Consider the following 17,389-nt stretch of genomic DNA (forward strand, 5'->3'; position numbering starts at 1 on the left):
CCTGTCACGGCTTGCTCAATTGCGCCGCACGATCCTTCAGAAACGCCTCAACGGTGGGCAAGATCCGCTCCACCACAACGTCGACACCGGCGGCGGTCGGATGCAGTCCGTCGGGCTGCGTGAGCTTCGCATCGGTCGCCACGCCGTCGAGAAAGAACGGATACAGCGGCACTTTGTGCGCCTTCGCGAGATCGGGATAAATGCTGTTGAACTTCGCCGTGTACTCCGCGCCGTAATTCGGCGGCGCATACATGCCGCACAATAAAACAGCGATATTCTTCGCCTTCAGCTTGTTGAGAATATCGTCGAGCGCGCCGCGCGCCACCTTCGGATCGACGCCACGCAGCGCGTCGTTGGCGCCGAGTTCGAGGATCACCGCTTCGGTGCCCGGAGGGATCGACCAGTCGAGCCGCGCCAGCCCGCCGGTGGTGGTGTCGCCCGACACGCCCGCGTTGTGGACGTCGGCCGCAATCCCCCTGTCGCGCAGGGCTTTCTGCAACCGGACCGGAAAGGCCGAGGACGCTGGCAGGCCGTAACCCGCGGTGAGGGAATCGCCCAGCACGGCGAGCTTGATCGGCTTCACGTCTTTGGCATCCGCGTTGATGGGTGACGTTTGCGCCAGGGCCGGCCCCGACAGCGCCATCATTGCCCCCGCTGCTGCGACCATGATTCCCCTGGCAAGCCCCTCGACCGCAGCGCCAAAGCTCCCATATGAAAGATCCATGGACAGTCTCATTGCACCCTCGAAGCGCGCCGGTCTCGAACCGGACACCATTTCCATCTCGAACGTCAATCTCTCGCTGGGCTCAGGCGCCGCGCGCGTTCACATCCTCAAGGATGTGTCCTTGCGCGTCGCGCCCGGTGAAGCCGTCGGCCTGATCGGCCCGTCGGGTTCCGGCAAGTCCACGCTGCTGATGGTGATGGCGGGGCTCGAACGTCCTGACAGCGGAGAGGTGGTGGTCAACGGCGTGTCCTTCAATGCCCTCGACGAGGACGGCCTCGCACGATTCCGTGGCCGCCATGTCGGCATCGTGTTCCAGTCGTTTCATCTGATCCCGACCATGACCGCGCTGGAAAACGTCGCGGTGCCGCTCGAACTCGCGGGCCGCGCCGACGCGAATGCGCGCGCGGCGAAAGAACTGGCAGGCGTCGGCCTCGGAGAACGGCTGCATCATTATCCGTCGCAACTGTCGGGCGGCGAGCAGCAGCGCGTCGCGCTGGCGCGCGCGATGGCGCCCGATCCCGCTATTCTGGTGGCCGACGAGCCGACCGGAAATCTCGACGAGACCACCGGCAAGCAGATCGTCGATCTGTTGTTCGCCAAGCATCTCGAACGCGGCATGACGCTGGTTCTCGTCACCCACGACACCGCGCTGGCGCAGCGCTGCGACCGCGTGGTGCGGCTGCGTTCCGGCCGCATCGACGGCCCCGCCACCGACCGGCACTGGATCGAGACAGCATCGCAATGAGCACACCCGCGCAACCCACGGCGCGCGGCGGCGCGTTGCCGCTGGCGATCCGCTATGCCCTGCGCGAATTGCGCAGCGGGCTTCGCGGCTTCTACGTTTTCATCGCCTGCATCGCGCTCGGCGTGATGGCGATCGCCGGGGTCGGCTCGGTGGCCGGAAGCCTCAGCGAAGGCCTCGATCATCAGGGCCGCACGCTGCTCGGCGGGGACGCATCGTTTGCGCTGATCCAGCGCGAGGCGACCAAGAACGAACGCGCCTTTCTCGATTCCTCGGGCAAGGTTTCGGTCGCGGCGATGATGCGCGCCATGGCACGTTCATCGGCGCGCGCGCCGAGCGGCGAGTTCGCGCTGGTCGATCTGAAAGCCGTCGACGACAACTACCCGATGCTGGGCGCGGTCAGGCTCGCGCCGCAAATTCCGATGGCCGACCTGCTCGCGCAGCGCGACGGCGCGTTCGGCGCAGGCGTCGACGCCGTGCTGCTGGCGCGCCTCGGCCTCAGGATCGGCGATCGCATCACCGTCGGCAGCGCCACGTTCGCCATCCGCAGCGTCGTCGAGTCCGAACCGGACAAGCTCGCCGGCGGCGTCGGCCTCGGACCGCGTCTTCTTGTCAGCGAGACCGCGTTGCGCGCCACGGGCCTTTTGCAACCCGGCACGCTGGTGCGCTGGGTCTATCGCCTGCAACTGCCGGACGCTGCCGTTGACGAACGCGCGACCCAGACGCTGGTCGAGCGCGCCGACAAGGCGCTGCCGGAAGCCGGCTGGGAAATCCGCACCCGCAGCAACGCGTCGCCGCAGCTCGAGCGCAACATCACCCGCTTCACCCAGTTCCTGACGCTGGTCGGTCTCGCCGCGCTGCTGGTGGGCGGCGTCGGCGTCGCCAATGCGGTCAAGAGCCATCTCGACGAGCGGCGCGACGTGATCGCGACCTTCAAGGCGGTGGGCGCGACCGGCCGCGAGGTGTTCACGATCTACCTCGTGCAGGTGCTGGTGCTGGCGATCATCGGATCGCTGATCGGCCTTGCCATCGGCGCGGCGCTGCCGTTCATCATCGCCGGCCTGTTCAGCAACATCCTGCCGCTTCCCATCGAGCCGACCTTCCATGCCGGCGAACTGGCGCTGTCGTTCCTCTATGGCCTTTTAACCGCGCTCGCCTTCGGTCTGTGGCCGCTCGGCCGGGTTCATGACGTGCCGGCGGCGGCGCTGTTCCGCGAAGGCGTGACGGCGGAATTTCACTGGCCCCGCCGCCGCTATCTCGCGCTGATGGCCGCGGTGATCGCCCTGCTGATCGCTGTCGCCATCGGTCTCGCCTACGACAAGCGCGTGGCCGCGGTGTTCGTTGTCTCGTCGATCGCGGTGTTCGCGCTGCTGCGCGGCATCGCGTCCGTGCTGATGCTGCTGGCGCGCAGCGCGCCGCGTCCGCGCTTCACCATGCTGCGGCTGGCGATCGCCAATATCCATCGCCCCGGCGCGCTGACGCCGTCCGTGGTGATGTCGCTGGGTCTCGGCCTGGCCGTGCTGGTGACGATCACGCAGATCGACGGCAACCTGCGGCGGCAGTTCATGGCGGCGCTGCCGGAGCGCGCGCCGTCGTTTTACTTCATCGACATCCCGGCGGCAGAGGCCACGCGGTTCAGCGACTTCCTGAAACAGGCCGATCCGGCGGCGGTGATTGAAACCGTGCCGATGCTGCGCGGACGCATCACCGCGGTGAAGGGTGTCCGAGCCGAAGATCTCAAGCCCTCTTCCGACGCCGCCTGGGTGCTGCAAAGCGACCGCGGCCTGACCTACACCGGCGACATTCCGCGCGGCTCGAAGGTGGTCGACGGCACCTGGTGGGACGCCGGATACGACGGCCCGCCGCTGGTGTCGCTGGAGAAGAAGATCGCCGACGGACTTGGCGTGACAGTCGGCGATGAGATCACCGTGAACGTGCTGGGCCGCGACATCGCGGCGAAGATCAGCAACCTGCGCACGGTGGACTGGCAGAGCCTCGGCATCAATTTCGTGCTGGTGTTCTCGCCGAAGACCTTCGCCGGCGCGCCGCATACCGACATCGCAACGCTCACCGAGGCCAATTCCAGCGCGGCGGGCGATGCCCGGCTGATCAAGGAGGTCGCGGCCGCCTTCCCGATGGTGACCAGCGTGCGGGTGCGCGAGGCGCTCGATTCCATCGGCAAGGTCGTCACCAACCTTGTGCTGGCGATCCGCGGCGCCAGTTCGGTCACGCTGATTTCGGCCATCCTGGTGCTGGGCGGTGCGCTGGCAGCGGGGCACCGTCACCGGGTCTACGATGCGGTGATCCTCAAGACGCTCGGCGCCACGCGGGCGCGGCTGCTGGGCGCCTATGCCCTGGAGTACCTGCTGATCGGTCTGGCCACTGCGGTGTTCGGAGTGGCGGCAGGATCGATCGCCGCATGGCAGATCGTCACCCGGCTGATGACCCTGAGTTTCGCCTGGGAGGCCGGCAGCGCGGCCATCGTGGTGGGTCTGGCGCTGGCTGTTACGGTCGGGCTGGGGCTGATGGGAACATTACTGGCCCTTAACCAAAAGCCGGCAACCGTGCTCCGCGACTTATGACAATTTGTAGCAGCAAATAGCGGGTTTTGCGACATTCAGCCGCGCGCCCGACGTTGCATCCGGTGTGTTAGTTTCCCACATACCGAGCGGGTTCAGAATCCGGCTTGATGCCATCACTGAATGGGCTATCAAGTCGGTCCTCTGGGACAAACTTATAGCTGGCGGCGCAGACCCTTCGCTTTCGCCAGTCAAACACGAGGTTTCGACAATGTCGGACTTGGACCGCAACTACGCTTCTCCGTTCGGCCGGGCCGCCGGGCGCACTGACGCCGCGACCGTCGATGCCGGTCTGCGCTCGTACATGCTCAAAATCTACAACTACATGGCGATCGGCCTTGCCATCACCGGTCTGGCCGCGCTCGGCGTCTACATGGGGGCCGTGACGCCCGACCAGACCGCCGCGGCTGGCCGGATCGGCAACCAGTACCTGACGTCGTTCGGCGTCGCGATGTTCGTCAGCCCGCTGAAGTGGGTTTTCATCCTCGCGCCGCTGGTCATGGTGTTCGCGATTTCGTTCGGCATCAACCGCCTCAAGCCCGCGACGGCCCAGCTCCTGTTCTGGGTGTTCGCCGCGCTGATGGGCATTTCGCTGTCGTCGATTTTCCTGGTCTATACCCACACCTCGATCGTGCGGGTGTTCTTCATCACGGCGGCTTCGTTTGGTGCGCTGAGCCTGTACGGCTACACCACCAAGCGTGACCTGACCGGGATGGGTTCGTTCCTGATGATGGGCCTGTTCGGCATCATCCTGGCGAGCCTGGTGAACCTGATCATCGGCAGCTCGATGCTGCAGTTCGTGGTCTCGGTGATCGGCGTGCTGGTGTTCGCGGGCCTCACCGCCTGGGATACCCAGCGGCTGAAGAACGACTACATCTACGGCTATGCCGCCCAGGGCGGCGACGTGGCAGAGAAGGCCGCCATCACCGGCGCGCTCTCGCTCTACCTGAACTTCATCAACCTGTTCACGCTGCTCCTGCAGCTTCTCGGACAGCGCGACTAACAGTTCTGCCTGACGGATACGAAGCCCCGGCCAAAAGCCGGGGCTTTTGTTTGCGGACTTTCGTTTTCGGCAGAGCGAATTATGCTCCCGCTCATGTCCGACTCCGCGATCCGGTCCGCCACCCCGGCGGACATTCCCGCCATCACCGAAATCTACGCGGAGGCCGTCAGGCACGGCACCGCCACGTTCGAGCTTGAACCGCCGGATGCCGGCGAGATGCGGCGGCGATTCGAAGCGCTGCAGGCCGGCAATTTTCCCTATCTCGCAGGCACCGTGGATGGCCGCATCGTGGGCTATGCCTATGCCGGGCCCTATCGTCCCCGGCCGGCCTACCGCTTCACCGTGGAGAATTCGGTCTATCTCTTGCCCGCCAGCCACCGGCGCGGGATCGGCCTCGCGCTGCTCAACGAACTGATCACGCAATGCGCGGCGCGCGGCTATCGCCAGATGATCGCGGTGATCGGCGATTCCGCCAATGTCGCCTCGATCGGCGTTCACGCCCGCGCCGGATTCGACATGATCGGCACGCATCCGAATGTGGGTTTCAAGTTCGGCCGCTGGCTCGACACCGTCATGATGCAGCGCGCGCTCGGCGCGGGCGGACGCACCACTCCCGAGTGACGATCAATTCTTCTTGCAGAAATGGCTGTAGAGAATGGCCATCACATCGCGCGCAGCCGCATTGCCAATGAAGTAGAACAGGCTGCGGTGCTCGCGCCTGACATCGATGATGCCCGCAGCCTTCAGCTTGGCGAGATGCTGCGACATGGAAGTCTGCGCGATGCCAGTCGCCGCAATCAGATCGCTCACGTTGCGCTCGCCATCGGCAAGTTCGCAGAGAATCAGCAGCCGGTGCGGACTGGCCAGCCCCTTCAGGAAATCAGCCGCCAAGCCGGCCTTTGCCGGCATTTCGTCCGCCAGTCCCATGACCGCCTCTTTACATTTCACATATTTCTAATATCATATATATATGAAATAAAAATCATGCAAGGAATGACAGCAATGGCGAAGGACTATCAGGAAATCACCCGGGGAATTTCCGAGTTTACGCGGGAACTGGGGAAACTGGCGCCGGATGCCATGAAAGGTTTCTACGGGCTGGCGAAGAGCGCCAGCGCGGACGGACAGATCGACAAGAAGACCAAGGAAATGATTGCGCTGGCGATCGGCGTGACCCAGCACTGCGACGGCTGCATCGGCTTTCACGTCAAGGCGCTGAAGGATCTCGGAGCGACGCGCGAGGAAATCGCCGAGGTGATGGCGATGTGCGTCTACATGGGAGGCGGACCTGCGCTGATGTACGCCGCCGATGCGTTGCGCGCCTACGACCAGTTCAGCAACGCATAAAAAAGCGGACCGGCTACACCAGCGCGAGCTTGCGGTCGATCACCAGCAGTACGCGCTCAAGGTCGTGGCCGCGCCGCAGGATCTGGCCGCTGGCGGCGATCACGCTGTAGACGCCCTGCTTGCGGGCCAGCCGCGGATCTTTCTCGATGCGGTAGATCGGCACTTCCGACGCGCGGCGGAAGATCGAGAACACCGCGCGGTCTTTCAGAAAATCGATGGCGTAGTCGCGCCATTCGCCGTCGGCAACCATGCGCCCGTACAGATTGAGAATGCGGTTGAGTTCAGCACGGTTGAAGGTGACGCTTTGGGGGAGCGGCGGCGTGCTGCGCTCCGGCCCCCGGCTCTCGCTTGGATCTCTATCGCCCGATACGGAACTCATCGGCGCCTCCTGTCATCTGGACGACATGATCCACCCGTCCGGTGAAGCCTGCAAGCATGATTTAGGGCCGCATTCTGCCCGGCCAGGAGGCAAGAGGCGCATCACGCGGACGTTAGGCAAAATCATAATGCCGCCTGAATTCGGTCAATCCGCCGCCGTGCTGGATAGCAATAAGAATGAAACTGCGTTGACCCGGTCCTTTCGGCACCGGATTCCTCAGCCCCCAGCCCCCCGGGGTCGTCAGGATCGGGTCTAGTTCTTCGCGGTGAATATTGGATCCCCAATCTTCCGGTCAGCGCAAGCTGGCCGTTTTTGTTTGTGGACCGGTCTGCGCGACTGGCTCACCTCACGAACGAGGGTGCGCACCAATTCAACGCGCACGACATCAGCGCGCGAACGCGCCGGTCATATGTGGCAATCGGAAATTTCAGTTGAGCGAATTGAACGCCGCGCCGAGCATTGCGCCCGGCTTGTCGCGGCTGCCGTCCTGCACATAGACCACCGCCGCATCGACGCCGTCACGCGTGATGTTCTCGATCGGCACGGTCCAGTTCCCGGCCTTGCCGTTCCAGTCGCCGACCTTCAGCATGTTGCGCACCACGTTGTGATACGTCACCTGCTGACCGCGGTTCTCACCGCGCGAGATGGTGATCGGCACCGACTTCGACACGGCGCAGATCCACACTTCGCCGCTCTTGCCGCTGGCTTCCGCCACCGAGACTTTGATCTGGCCGCCGGACTGCGTCATCGTCACCGGCACCGACATCACGCCGTCGACTTTCTGCGTGCGGTTCACCGCATTCTCGATGCCGGCGCGGTCGCTGCCGAGAACATTGGTGGTGCCGTTGACCACAGCCTGCGGCGTGTAGACGCCGCGATCGCCGCGCATATGGGAGTAGGCCTTCTGGCGCGCGCTGAAACGCGAATCCGCCAGCGTGTCCTTCCAGCCGAGATAATCCCAGTAATCGATCGGCAGGCTCAGCGCGATCATCGACGGGTCCTGCGCGAGTTCGCCGAGCACCTTGTCCGCCGGCGGGCACGACGAGCAGCCCTGCGAGGTGAAGAGTTCGACCACGGCGCGCGGCTCGGCGTACACCGGCGTGATGACGGTGAAAATCGCGCAAACGCCAAGCGTACGCGACAGCCGCGACGCAAAAGCGCCGGCTGCCGTCATCTTCGATCCTGGCAAGTCAGACATCCGTCTGCCCCTACGATACATGATGCCTTCCATCAGCAAGAAGGCGGCCTATTGATAGGCCGCCCCCTGAATCCCTGCCACTCACGTCGCAGTGAGCCTGTTCACGGATACGTTTTCGAACCGCAATCCTCAGGCCGCCAGCTTGCGCAGCACGTAATGAAGGATGCCGCCGTTGCGGTAATATTCAAGCTCGTCCAGCGTGTCGATGCGGCAAAGCAACGAAACGTCCTTGCGCGAGCCGTCGGCCGAGACGATTTCCGCCGTTAACTTTTGACGCGGCTTCAGATCGCCCTGCAGGCCGCGAATGGTGACCTGCTCGTCGCCCTTCAGGCCGAGCGACGCCCACGATGCACCGTCCTCGAAGGTCAGCGGCAGCACGCCCATGCCGACGAGGTTGGAGCGGTGAATACGCTCGAAGCTCTGGGTGATCACCGCGCGCACGCCGAGCAGACGCGTGCCCTTCGCCGCCCAGTCGCGCGAGGAACCGTTGCCGTATTCCGCGCCGGCGAACACCACCAGCGGAACCTGCTCGGCCTGATACTTCATCGCGGCGTCGTAGATCGACATCTGCTCGCCGTCCGGCCAGTGCCGGGTGAGACCGCCTTCCGGAACGTTGCCGTCGGCGCCCTTCAGCATGAAGTTCTTGATGCGGATGTTGGCGAAGGTGCCACGCATCATCACTTCGTGGTTGCCGCGGCGCGTGCCGTACTGGTTGAAGTCGGCGGGCCGCACCTGATGCTCGGACAGATATTTTCCGGCGGGCGACGTCAGCTTGATCGAACCGGCCGGCGAGATGTGGTCGGTGGTGATCTTGTCGCCGAACAGCGCGAGGATGCGCGCGCCGATAACATCGACGATCGGCTCCGGCTCCATCTTCATGCCTTCGAAATACGGCGGGTTCTGCACATAGGTCGAGCTCATGTTCCAGGCGTAGGTGTCGCTGGTCACGGTCTTGATCTTGCGCCAGTTGGTGTCGCCCTTGAACACGTCGGCATATTTCTTCTTGAAGATGGTCGAGGTGACGTACTTCTTGATCGCCGCGTTGATTTCCTTCGAGGTCGGCCAGATGTCCTTCAGATAGACCGGCTTGCCGTCCTTGCCCGTGCCGAGCGGCTCCTTGGCGAGGTTGATATTGACGTTGCCGGCCAGCGCGTAAGCCACCACCAGCGGCGGCGAGGCGAGATAGTTCGCCTGCACGTCGGGCGAGACGCGGCCTTCGAAGTTGCGGTTACCGGAGAGCACCGCGGCGGCAACGATGTTGTTGTCGTTGATCGACTTCGAAATCTCCTCCGGCAGCGGACCGGAATTGCCGATGCAGGTGGTGCAGCCGAAGCCGACCAGGTTGAAGCCGACCTTGTCGAGATCCTTCTGCAGTCCGGAGTTCGACAGATACTCGGCAACCACCTGGCTGCCCGGCGCCAGCGAGGTCTTCACCCACGGCTTCGCCGTCAGGCCCTTCGCTGCGGCGTTGCGCGCCAGCAGGCCCGCGCCGATCAGCACGCTCGGATTGGAGGTGTTGGTGCAGGAGGTGATCGCCGCGATCACCACGTCGCCGTGGCCGAGATCGAAATTGCGGCCGTCGACCGAGTAACGCTTGCCGTCCAGTGCTTTCTTGTAATCCGACGCCATCGCCGCGGCGAAGCCGTCCGCCACGCCCGGCAGGGCCACGCGGCCTTCGGGGCGCTTCGGACCTGCGAGCGACGGCACGACGTCGCCGAGATCGAGGGTCAGCAGTTCGGTGAACACCGGATCGGGCGACGCCGAGGTGCGGAACAGGCCCTGCGCCTTGGCGTACTTCTCGACCAGCGCGACGCGCGCCGACGCGCGGCCCGAGGTCTTGAGATAATCCAGCGCGGCCTTGTCCACCGGGAAGAAGCCGCAGGTCGCGCCGTATTCCGGCGCCATGTTGGCGATGGTGGCCTTGTCGGCGACCGACAGATGGTCGAGGCCGGCGCCGAAGAATTCGACGAACTTGCCGACCACGCCCTGCTTGCGCAGCATCTGGGTGACGGTCAGCACGAGATCGGTGGCGGTGACGCCTTCCTTGAGCTGGCCCTTGAGCTTGAAGCCCACCACGTCGGGCAGCAGCATCGACAGCGGCTGGCCGAGCATCGCGGCTTCGGCCTCGATGCCGCCGACGCCCCAGCCGAGAACCGCGAGGCCGTTGACCATGGTGGTGTGCGAGTCGGTGCCGACCAGCGAATCCGGATAGGCGACTTCGAACGTGCCGGTCTTCTTGCCGACGGTGAGCTTTTCTTTGCGCGTCCAGACCGTCTGCGACAGATATTCCAGATTGACCTGATGGCAGATGCCGGTGCCGGGCGGCACGACGGAGAAGTTGGAGAACGCCTTCTGGCCCCACTTCAGGAATTCGTAGCGTTCCTGGTTCTGCTTGTACTCTTCCGCGACGTTCTTGCCGAAGGCCTTGTTGTCGCCGAAGAAGTTCACGATCACCGAGTGATCGATGACGAGATCGACCGGCACCAGCGGATTGATCTTTTCGGCGTCGCCGCCGAGCGCCTTCATGGCGTTGCGCATGGCGGCGAGATCGACCACCGCCGGCACGCCGGTGAAGTCCTGCATCAGCACACGCGCGGGGCGGAATGCGATTTCATGTTCGAGGGTTTTCTTGCTCGCCCACTTGGAGAACGCGACGATGTCGGCTTTCTTCACCGTGCGATCGTCTTCGTTGCGCAGCATGTTTTCGAGCAGCACCTTCATCGAGTAAGGCAGCTTCGAAATGCCCTTGAGGCCGTTCTTTTCAGCGGCAGGCAGGCTGTAATAGACGTAGGTCTTGCTGCCGATCTTGAGGGTTTTCTGGCATTTGAAACTATCGAGTGAGGGCATATGAACGGTCCCAGTTCAGAAGTTGAAGATACCGGCAAAAAGGTATCAAAACACCGTCGGACGCGGGAGAATCAGGGCTGACCGTGCTGCTTCCGGCGGCTGTTTGTGTGCTGCACCAAGTTCCGGTTTTATAGAATCTTTCCAGTCTGTCCACCACACCCGCTATGGATTGTCCGCCCAAATGCTCCTGACAACTGGAACAACGGCCCCCCGTTCAGGGCCATCGGTCAATTCATGATGAGGCTTGCGGGTCAGGGGCTGGGATGCGCGCGCGGCGGCAGACAGATCTTTTCGGGGCTCGATTTCGCAGTTCCGGCAGGCCAGGCGCTGGCGGTGACCGGCGCCAACGGAGCCGGCAAATCCTCGCTGTTGCGGATGATTGCGGGGCTTCTTCCGATTGCTGCCGGGGCTGTGGCGCTTGAGGGCGGCGGGGATGATCTCACCCTTGCCGAACAGGCCCACTATCTCGGTCATCGTGACGCGCTGAAACCGTCTCTCACCGTGCTGGAAAATCTGGAGTTCTGGCGCGACTTCCTCGGCGGTGAAAGCGCTGATGGAACCGGCAGTCTGGAGCAGGTGGGACTCAGCCATGCAACCCATCTGCCGGCGGGATTCCTGTCGGCCGGCCAGCGCAGACGGCTGTCGATTGCGCGGCTGCTTGCGGTCAGACGTCCGGTCTGGCTGCTCGACGAGCCGACCTCCGCGCTCGACATCAAGGGGCAGGCCATGGTCGCCGGCGTGATGGCGGACCATCTGCGCGGCGGCGGAATTATCCTTGCCGCCACCCATGGCCCGCTCGGGATTTCCGCGCTGGAATTGCAGATCGGGGGCGCGGCATGAGCAGCCATCAGCATAACGCACGCGCCTTGGATTACCCCCCTCCCCAACCCTCCCCCGCAAGGGGGGAGGGAGCAACTTCGCACATGGCGCGCGTTCACCGGCCTATCCTTGCCTGGGAATTGAAATCGAGATCCGCAAAGCCCGGATCAGCATTTGAAAGATCACCATCAAGCCCGCCTCGCATGTCCCCTCCCCCCTTGCGGGGGAGGGACAGGGAGGGGGGTGACGCACGCGCAATCCCGCACGACCGCTCCCTCGCAAATGAGAAGGCGCGATGACCGCCCTCGCCGCAATTATTCGCCGCGACGTCAGGATCGCGCTGCGCGCCGGTGGCGGCGCCATGATCGGCGTGCTGTTCTTCCTCTCGGTCGTGGTGGTGATGCCGTTCGCGCTCGGCCCCGATCTGGCGCTGCTGAAGCGCATCGGCCCCGCCATCCTCTGGCTCGGCGCGATGCTCGCCAGCCTGCTGACGCTCGACCGGCTGTTCACCGCCGATCTGGACGACGGCTCGCTCGATCTGATCGCCATGAGCCGCACGCCTTTGGAACTCACATGCGCGGCGAAAGCGCTGGCGCACTGGCTGGCCGCGGGCGTGCCGCTGATTGTGGCGACACCGATCATCGGCATCCTGCTCAATCTCGATGGCGATGCGACCTTCGCGGTGGCCTTGACGCTGCTGGCCGGCACGCCGGCGCTGACTTTTACCGGCATGATCGGCGCAGCGCTCGCAGTCACCCTGCGGCGGGGCGGATTGCTGCTCGCCGTGGTGGTGCTGCCGCTGTCGATCCCGGTGCTGATTTTCGGCGTCGCCGCCTCGAATGCCGCGGTGATTGAGCCTGGCGCGTTCGGCGCTCCGTTCTCGATCCTGTGCGCGCTATCGCTGGTCAGCTTCGTGGTGGGACCTTTCGCGGCCGCGGCCAGCCTGCGGCAGGGGCTCGACTAATGCGACATTGCGCCCGATCAACTCTCACGGAAACAGCGCAGCATAGGGTCGCCGCGCATTGCCTGCGGCGGCGGCGGCCATTATCAGGACCACCATGAACCTTATCGATCTCGCCAATCCCACACGGTTCCTCGCGCTGACCGCGCGCGTGCTGCCATGGCTGGCCGCGGCGACCGCGATCTTGCTCGCCGTCGGCCTGTATCTGTCGGCGCTGGCGCCCGACGATTACCAGCAGGGCGCGACCGTGAAGATCATGTTCATCCACGTGCCCAACGCGTGGCTGTCGATGTTCGTGTGGGGCGTGATGAGCGTGGCCGCGCTCGGCACGCTGGTATGGCGGCATCCGCTGGCGGACGTCGCGGCAAAGGCCGCCGCTCCGATCGGCGCGGCGTTCACCTTTCTCGCGCTGGTGACCGGTTCGCTGTGGGGCCGTCCGATGTGGGGCACCTATTGGGAATGGGACGCGCGGCTGACGTCGGTGCTGATCCTGTTCCTGATGTATCTCGGCATCATGGCACTGTGGCGCGCGGTGGAAGATCCCTCGCGCGCGGCGCGGGCCGCCGCGATCCTGACCTTGGTCGGCGCGATCAACATTCCAATCATCAAGTTCTCGGTGGAGTGGTGGAACACGCTGCATCAGGGCGCGTCGGTGATCCGCGCCGGCGGCCCGACCATGGACCGCGCGTTCCTGATTCCGCTGCTGGTGATGGCGGTGGCGTTTTCGCTGCTGTTCCTGACGCTGCATCTGGCGGCGATGCGCAACGAGGTGCTGCGGCGCCGGGTGCGCACCTTGCAGATCATGCAAGCCAGCCGGCAGGCGGCATGATGTCCTTCGGACCCTACGCCTCCTTCATCGTCACGTCCTACCTGCTGGCCGCCCTCGTGGTCGCCATCCTGATCGTCTGGATCGCGCTCGACTATCGCCGCCAGCAGCGCGCGCTGCGCGATCTCGAAGCCAGCGGCATCACCCGGCGCTCGGCGCAAGCTTCCGGCAAACCGTCATGAGCGACACCGGCGCAGCACGCACACGGCGCGCGCAACGGCGCTCCTGGCTGGTGGCGCTGCCGCTGCTCGCTTTCGCCCTCCTAGCTGGACTGTTCTGGTTTCGGCTGGGTTCGGGCGATCCGGCGCGGATTCCCTCCGCGCTGATCGGCCGCCCCGCGCCGCAGACCACACTTCCGCCGCTGGACGGACTGGTTGCCAACGGCGCGCAGGTGCCCGGACTCGACCCGGCGCAGTTCAAGGGCCATGTCAGTGTCGTCAACGTGTGGGCGTCGTGGTGCGTGCCGTGTCACGACGAAGCGCCGCTGCTGCTGCAGCTCTCAAAGGACCAGCGCATCCGCATCGTCGGCATCAACTACAAGGACAGCCAGGACAACGCCCGGCGCTTTCTCGGCCGTCATGGCAATCCGTTCAGCGCGGTCGGCGTCGACGCCAACGGCCGCGCCTCGATCGAGTGGGGCGTCTATGGCGTGCCCGAGACCTTCGTGATCGGACGCGACGGCACCATCGCCTACAAGCTGATCGGACCGATCACGCTGGACAATTTCGACAGCGTGCTGAAAGCCGAGATCGAGAAGGCGCTGCGCTAAGGCATGATCCCGAAAAGTGGGCACCGGTTTTCGGATCAGATCATGCCCCCCAAAATGCCGCGGCGGCGCATCAAAAATAATTATTCGCTTTTATCTGCCGTTCATTTGACGGCCATGGCGCGGCCACGAATTCCACCATAGCTTCGAAGCGTTGCAATCACTGTCCTGGAGGGACACCCATGCGTTATTCGAAACTTGCTTCATTGACTGCCGCGACCCTCGCTCTCGGTCTGCTCGCTTCGTCGCCGTCGTTCTCCCAGGCGACGCAGCCCGCCACCGGCGGCAAGATGGCGCCTCCACCCGCCGCGACCGCTCCAAAGGCTGACTCGAAGATGGCGCCGGCTGCAAAGACCGAGACCAAGGCCGCGCCGAAGGCCGAGCTGCTCGACATCAATTCGGCGAGCGCCGACGAGCTGAAGGCGCTGAAGGGTATCGGCGACGCCTACTCCGCCGCGATCATCAAGGGCCGCCCCTACAAGGGCAAGGACGAACTGGTGCAGAAGAAGATCGTCCCCGAGAAGACCTACACCGAGATCAAGGACAAGATCATCGCGAAGCAGAAGTAGGCTTCTTCACCTCTCCCCGCCTGCGGGGAGAGGCCGAAGTCTGAGCGCTGCGAAGACTTCGGGTGAGGGGCGAACTTGCCCCACTCACCACTCAGCGTTCCTGGAAATAACCCTCACCCCAATCCTCTCTCCGCAACAGCGGGGCGAGGGAGCAGCATCATCCCTTGGTAATATCGCCGCGCTCGATGTCGCCGGCCTCGTCGGTCGCGGGCGCGATGCTGTGGCGCTTGATCAGCGAGGTTTGCAGCATCGCGAACACCGCCGTGATCGGGATCACGCCGAACGCCTTGAACGACACCCAGAAATCCGTGCTCTGGGTGCGCCAGATAATTTCATTCAGCACCGCCATGCCCGCGAAGAAGATCGCCCAGCGGATGGTCAGAAGCCGCCAGCCTGCCGGCGTCAGATTGAACATCTGGTCGAACATGATGGCGATGAACGAGCGCCCGAGCAGCAGCCCGATGCCGAGCGTTAAGGCGAACAGCGCGTAAATGATCGTCGGCTTGAGCTTGATGAAGGTCTCGTCGTGGAAGATCAGCGTCAGCCCGCCGAACACCAGCACGATCACAGCGGTGACGATGGCCATCAGCGGCACATGGCGCGTGACAATGTAGGACGCCGCAATCGCCGCAACGATGGCGACCATGAAGGCACCGGTGGCGACGAACAGTCCGAACTTGGCGTTCGCCGCAAAGAAGATCACCAGCGGACCGAGTTCGGTCGCGAGTTTGAACAGCGGATGCGGCGCGGGTTTTTCCGAAGCGGCCATTAGTCGTCCTGTCCTGCAATCGCGCGCGCGAAGTCGCGTGCGGTGAACGGCGCGAGATCGTCGATCCCCTCGCCGACGCCGATGAAATGCACCGGCAGCTTGTACTTCTCCGACAGCGCCACCAGAATGCCGCCGCGCGCGGTGCCGTCGAGCTTGGTCATCACCAGACCCGTGACGCCCGCGGTCTTGTGAAACGCATCGACCTGCGACAGCGCGTTCTGTCCCACCGTCGCATCGAGCACCAGCAGCACCGCATGCGGCGCTGACGCATCGACCTTGCCGATCACGCGGCGGACTTTCTCCAGCTCGACCATCAGTTCGGTCTTGTTCTGCAAACGCCCGGCGGTGTCGATCAGCAGCACGTCCATGTTCTGCGCTTTGGCCTCTTCCACCGCCTCGTAGGCGAGGCTCGCGGAATCCGAGCCCTGCGCGCGCGCCACCACCGGAACCTTGTTGCGCTCGCCCCAGACCTTCAGCTGCTCGATGGCGGCGGCGCGGAACGTATCGCCCGCGGCCAGCATCACCTTGCGGCCTTCTGCCGTCAGCTTGGACGTGAGCTTGCCGATGGTGGTGGTCTTGCCCGAGCCGTTGACGCCGACCACGAGAATGACGAACGGCTTGTGCGCAGCGTCGATATTGAGCGGCTTCGCGACGGGCGCGAGCACCTTCTCGACTTCGGCCGCGACAATGGTGGTCACGTCATCCGCCGACACGTCCTTGTCGTAGCGGCCCTTGCCGACGGCCTCGGCAATGCGCGCTGCAACCTCGGTTCCGAGATCGGCGCGCAGCAGCACATCCTCGATGTCGTCAAGCATGGCGCGATCCAGCTTGCGCTTGGTCACCAGCGCGGCGACCGCGCCGCCGATCGAACTGGACGTGCGTTTGAGCCCGGCGGAAAGGCGCTTCCACCAGCTTTGCTTGGGTTGATCCTGCGGACTGTCGTTCATGAGGAGGGTGTGTTACCCGGTTCGGATCACGAACGAAAGTCAACATTGACTCGGGCTTACATGGATACGCCGCAACCGACACCGGAAGAAATGCAGGCCCGCGTGCTTCACCGCGACGGGCTGATGCTGGTGATCGACAAGCCGGCCGGTATCGCCGTGCATAAAGGGCCGAAAGGCGGCCCCAATCTGGAAGCCTCGTTCGACGCCCTCCGTTACGGCCTGCCGCGCCCGCCGGTGCTGGCTCATCGGCTCGACCGCGATACTTCGGGCTGTCTCGTGCTGGGACGCCATCGCAAGGCCACCGCCTCGCTCGGCCTGCTGTTCAAGCATGGCAAGATTTCCAAGACCTATTGGGCGGTGGTCGAAGGCGGGCCTCTGGAGGACGAAGGCGAGATCGACATTCCGCTCGGGCGTTTGGACGCGGAGCGCGGCTGGTGGCAGAAGCCGGACCCCAACGGGTTCCCGTCACAGACAAAATGGAAAGTGCTCGGACGCGGCCAGGACGGACGCGGTGCGCCCCTGACCTGGCTGGCGATGGAGCCGATCACCGGCCGCACCCATCAATTGCGCGTGCACAGTTCGGCGAGCGGCTGGCCCATCGTCGGCGACAACATCTATGGCAACGGCCCGCGCTTTGGTGAGCCGTCGCTGCACCTGCATGCGCGCGAGATCGTGATCCCGCTGTCGAAGAACAAGCCGCCGGTGCGCGTGGTCGCGCCGGTGCCGCTCCATTTGCAGGAGCGATTGAAGGCGTGCGGATGGAACGGCGAAGAGGCCGCTGTTCCAGCAATGGCAACAGCCGCTGTCTGAAGCGCAAATCTGAGAGCGATGTCGTCCCCGCGCAGGCGGGGACCCATAACCCCCGCACGCTGAGATGAAAGCAAGACGATCGCTCCAGCATCGCTCTTGATCC

General features: G+C 64.3%; 19 protein-coding genes. 12 read left to right on the top strand and 7 right to left on the bottom strand.

All coding sequences use genetic code 11. The annotated features are described in order from the left end of the window. Positions 1–4: 4 nt before the first annotated feature. Positions 5–724, bottom strand: coding sequence for an arylesterase (locus tag LVY71_RS00220; protein ID WP_235097203.1), 720 nt, complete (start codon positions 722–724; stop codon positions 5–7). Here LVY71_RS00220 and LVY71_RS00225 point away from each other — a divergent pair. From LVY71_RS00225 to LVY71_RS00240, 4 genes are all read left to right on the top strand, one after another. Further along, a complete protein-coding gene (locus tag LVY71_RS00225; RefSeq protein ID WP_235097204.1) occupies positions 723–1,469 on the top strand; it encodes an ABC transporter ATP-binding protein in 747 nt (248 codons plus the stop codon). The two genes, LVY71_RS00220 and LVY71_RS00225, sit on opposite strands and share 2 nt — an antisense overlap. Continuing rightward, entirely contained in the window at positions 1,466–4,048 is a 2,583-nt protein-coding gene (locus LVY71_RS00230) for an ABC transporter permease (RefSeq protein WP_235097205.1), read from the top strand. Before LVY71_RS00225 ends, LVY71_RS00230 begins: the two co-directional genes overlap by 4 nt. A 208-nt stretch (positions 4,049–4,256) precedes the next feature. After that, entirely contained in the window at positions 4,257–5,048 is a 792-nt protein-coding gene (locus LVY71_RS00235; protein WP_235097206.1) for a Bax inhibitor-1/YccA family protein, read from the top strand. A 93-nt stretch (positions 5,049–5,141) separates the two neighbouring features. Next, the gene (locus LVY71_RS00240) at positions 5,142–5,669 is read left to right on the top strand and encodes a GNAT family N-acetyltransferase (RefSeq protein WP_235099965.1); all 528 of its coding nucleotides are present in this window, start codon (positions 5,142–5,144) and stop codon (positions 5,667–5,669) included. A gap of 3 nt (positions 5,670–5,672) precedes the next feature. Here LVY71_RS00240 and LVY71_RS00245 read toward each other — a convergent pair whose 3' ends face one another. Beyond that, complete coding sequence (locus LVY71_RS00245) at positions 5,673–5,975, bottom strand: ArsR/SmtB family transcription factor (protein WP_235097207.1); 303 nt, start codon at positions 5,973–5,975, stop codon at positions 5,673–5,675. A 75-nt stretch (positions 5,976–6,050) separates the two neighbouring features. Here LVY71_RS00245 and LVY71_RS00250 point away from each other — a divergent pair, with 75 nt between their 5' ends. Next, complete coding sequence (locus LVY71_RS00250; protein WP_235099966.1) at positions 6,051–6,395, top strand: carboxymuconolactone decarboxylase family protein; 345 nt, start codon at positions 6,051–6,053, stop codon at positions 6,393–6,395. A 13-nt stretch (positions 6,396–6,408) separates the two neighbouring features. Here the strand turns inward: LVY71_RS00250 and LVY71_RS00255 are convergent, their stop codons facing one another. From LVY71_RS00255 to acnA, 3 genes are all read right to left on the bottom strand, one after another. Next, a complete protein-coding gene (locus tag LVY71_RS00255; RefSeq protein ID WP_235097208.1) occupies positions 6,409–6,774 on the bottom strand; it encodes a DUF2794 domain-containing protein in 366 nt (121 codons plus the stop codon). A 427-nt stretch (positions 6,775–7,201) separates the two neighbouring features. Beyond that, the gene (locus tag LVY71_RS00260; protein WP_502797523.1) at positions 7,202–7,972 is read right to left on the bottom strand and encodes a DUF1223 domain-containing protein; all 771 of its coding nucleotides are present in this window, start codon (positions 7,970–7,972) and stop codon (positions 7,202–7,204) included. Positions 7,973–8,101: 129 nt separating this feature from the next. Beyond that, entirely contained in the window at positions 8,102–10,819 is a 2,718-nt protein-coding gene (gene acnA, locus LVY71_RS00265; protein WP_235097209.1) for an aconitate hydratase AcnA, read from the bottom strand. A gap of 237 nt (positions 10,820–11,056) precedes the next feature. Here acnA and ccmA point away from each other — a divergent pair, with 237 nt between their 5' ends. The 6 genes from ccmA (at position 11,057) to LVY71_RS00295 (ending at position 14,760) form a co-directional block, all read left to right on the top strand. Beyond that, positions 11,057–11,659: a heme ABC exporter ATP-binding protein CcmA gene (ccmA, locus tag LVY71_RS00270; protein ID WP_235099968.1), complete on the top strand. Its 603-nt coding sequence runs from the start codon at positions 11,057–11,059 to the stop codon at positions 11,657–11,659. Positions 11,660–11,933: 274 nt separating this feature from the next. Then, on the top strand, positions 11,934–12,602 hold the full coding sequence (gene ccmB / locus LVY71_RS00275) for a heme exporter protein CcmB (RefSeq protein WP_235097210.1): 669 nt from the start codon (positions 11,934–11,936) through the stop codon (positions 12,600–12,602). Between the two features lie 94 nt (positions 12,603–12,696). Beyond that, positions 12,697–13,428 carry a heme ABC transporter permease gene (locus LVY71_RS00280; protein ID WP_235097212.1) on the top strand — a complete coding sequence of 244 codons (732 nt, stop codon included), beginning with the start codon at positions 12,697–12,699 and terminating at the stop codon, positions 13,426–13,428. Beyond that, on the top strand, positions 13,425–13,607 hold the full coding sequence (gene ccmD, locus LVY71_RS00285) for a heme exporter protein CcmD (RefSeq protein ID WP_235097213.1): 183 nt from the start codon (positions 13,425–13,427) through the stop codon (positions 13,605–13,607). Before LVY71_RS00280 ends, ccmD begins: the two co-directional genes overlap by 4 nt. Further along, complete coding sequence (locus LVY71_RS00290; RefSeq protein WP_235097214.1) at positions 13,604–14,194, top strand: DsbE family thiol:disulfide interchange protein; 591 nt, start codon at positions 13,604–13,606, stop codon at positions 14,192–14,194. The genes ccmD and LVY71_RS00290 overlap by 4 nt, the downstream gene beginning before the upstream one ends. A 179-nt stretch (positions 14,195–14,373) precedes the next feature. Then, positions 14,374–14,760: a ComEA family DNA-binding protein gene (locus LVY71_RS00295; RefSeq protein ID WP_235097215.1), complete on the top strand. Its 387-nt coding sequence runs from the start codon at positions 14,374–14,376 to the stop codon at positions 14,758–14,760. A 157-nt stretch (positions 14,761–14,917) separates the two neighbouring features. Here LVY71_RS00295 and LVY71_RS00300 read toward each other — a convergent pair whose 3' ends face one another. Together LVY71_RS00300 and ftsY are read right to left on the bottom strand one after the other, a co-directional pair. Beyond that, positions 14,918–15,529, bottom strand: coding sequence for a septation protein A (locus tag LVY71_RS00300; RefSeq protein WP_235097216.1), 612 nt, complete (start codon positions 15,527–15,529; stop codon positions 14,918–14,920). Further along, the gene (gene ftsY / locus LVY71_RS00305; protein WP_235097217.1) at positions 15,529–16,476 is read right to left on the bottom strand and encodes a signal recognition particle-docking protein FtsY; all 948 of its coding nucleotides are present in this window, start codon (positions 16,474–16,476) and stop codon (positions 15,529–15,531) included. The genes LVY71_RS00300 and ftsY overlap by 1 nt, the downstream gene beginning before the upstream one ends. A gap of 60 nt (positions 16,477–16,536) precedes the next feature. Here ftsY and LVY71_RS00310 point away from each other — a divergent pair, with 60 nt between their 5' ends. Next, on the top strand, positions 16,537–17,286 hold the full coding sequence (locus LVY71_RS00310) for an RluA family pseudouridine synthase (RefSeq protein WP_235097218.1): 750 nt from the start codon (positions 16,537–16,539) through the stop codon (positions 17,284–17,286). Positions 17,287–17,389: the final 103 nt, after the last annotated feature.

Origin of the sequence: Bradyrhizobium sp. G127 (assembly GCF_021502575.1) — a bacterium.
In the GTDB taxonomy this organism is placed as follows: domain Bacteria; phylum Pseudomonadota; class Alphaproteobacteria; order Rhizobiales; family Xanthobacteraceae; genus Afipia.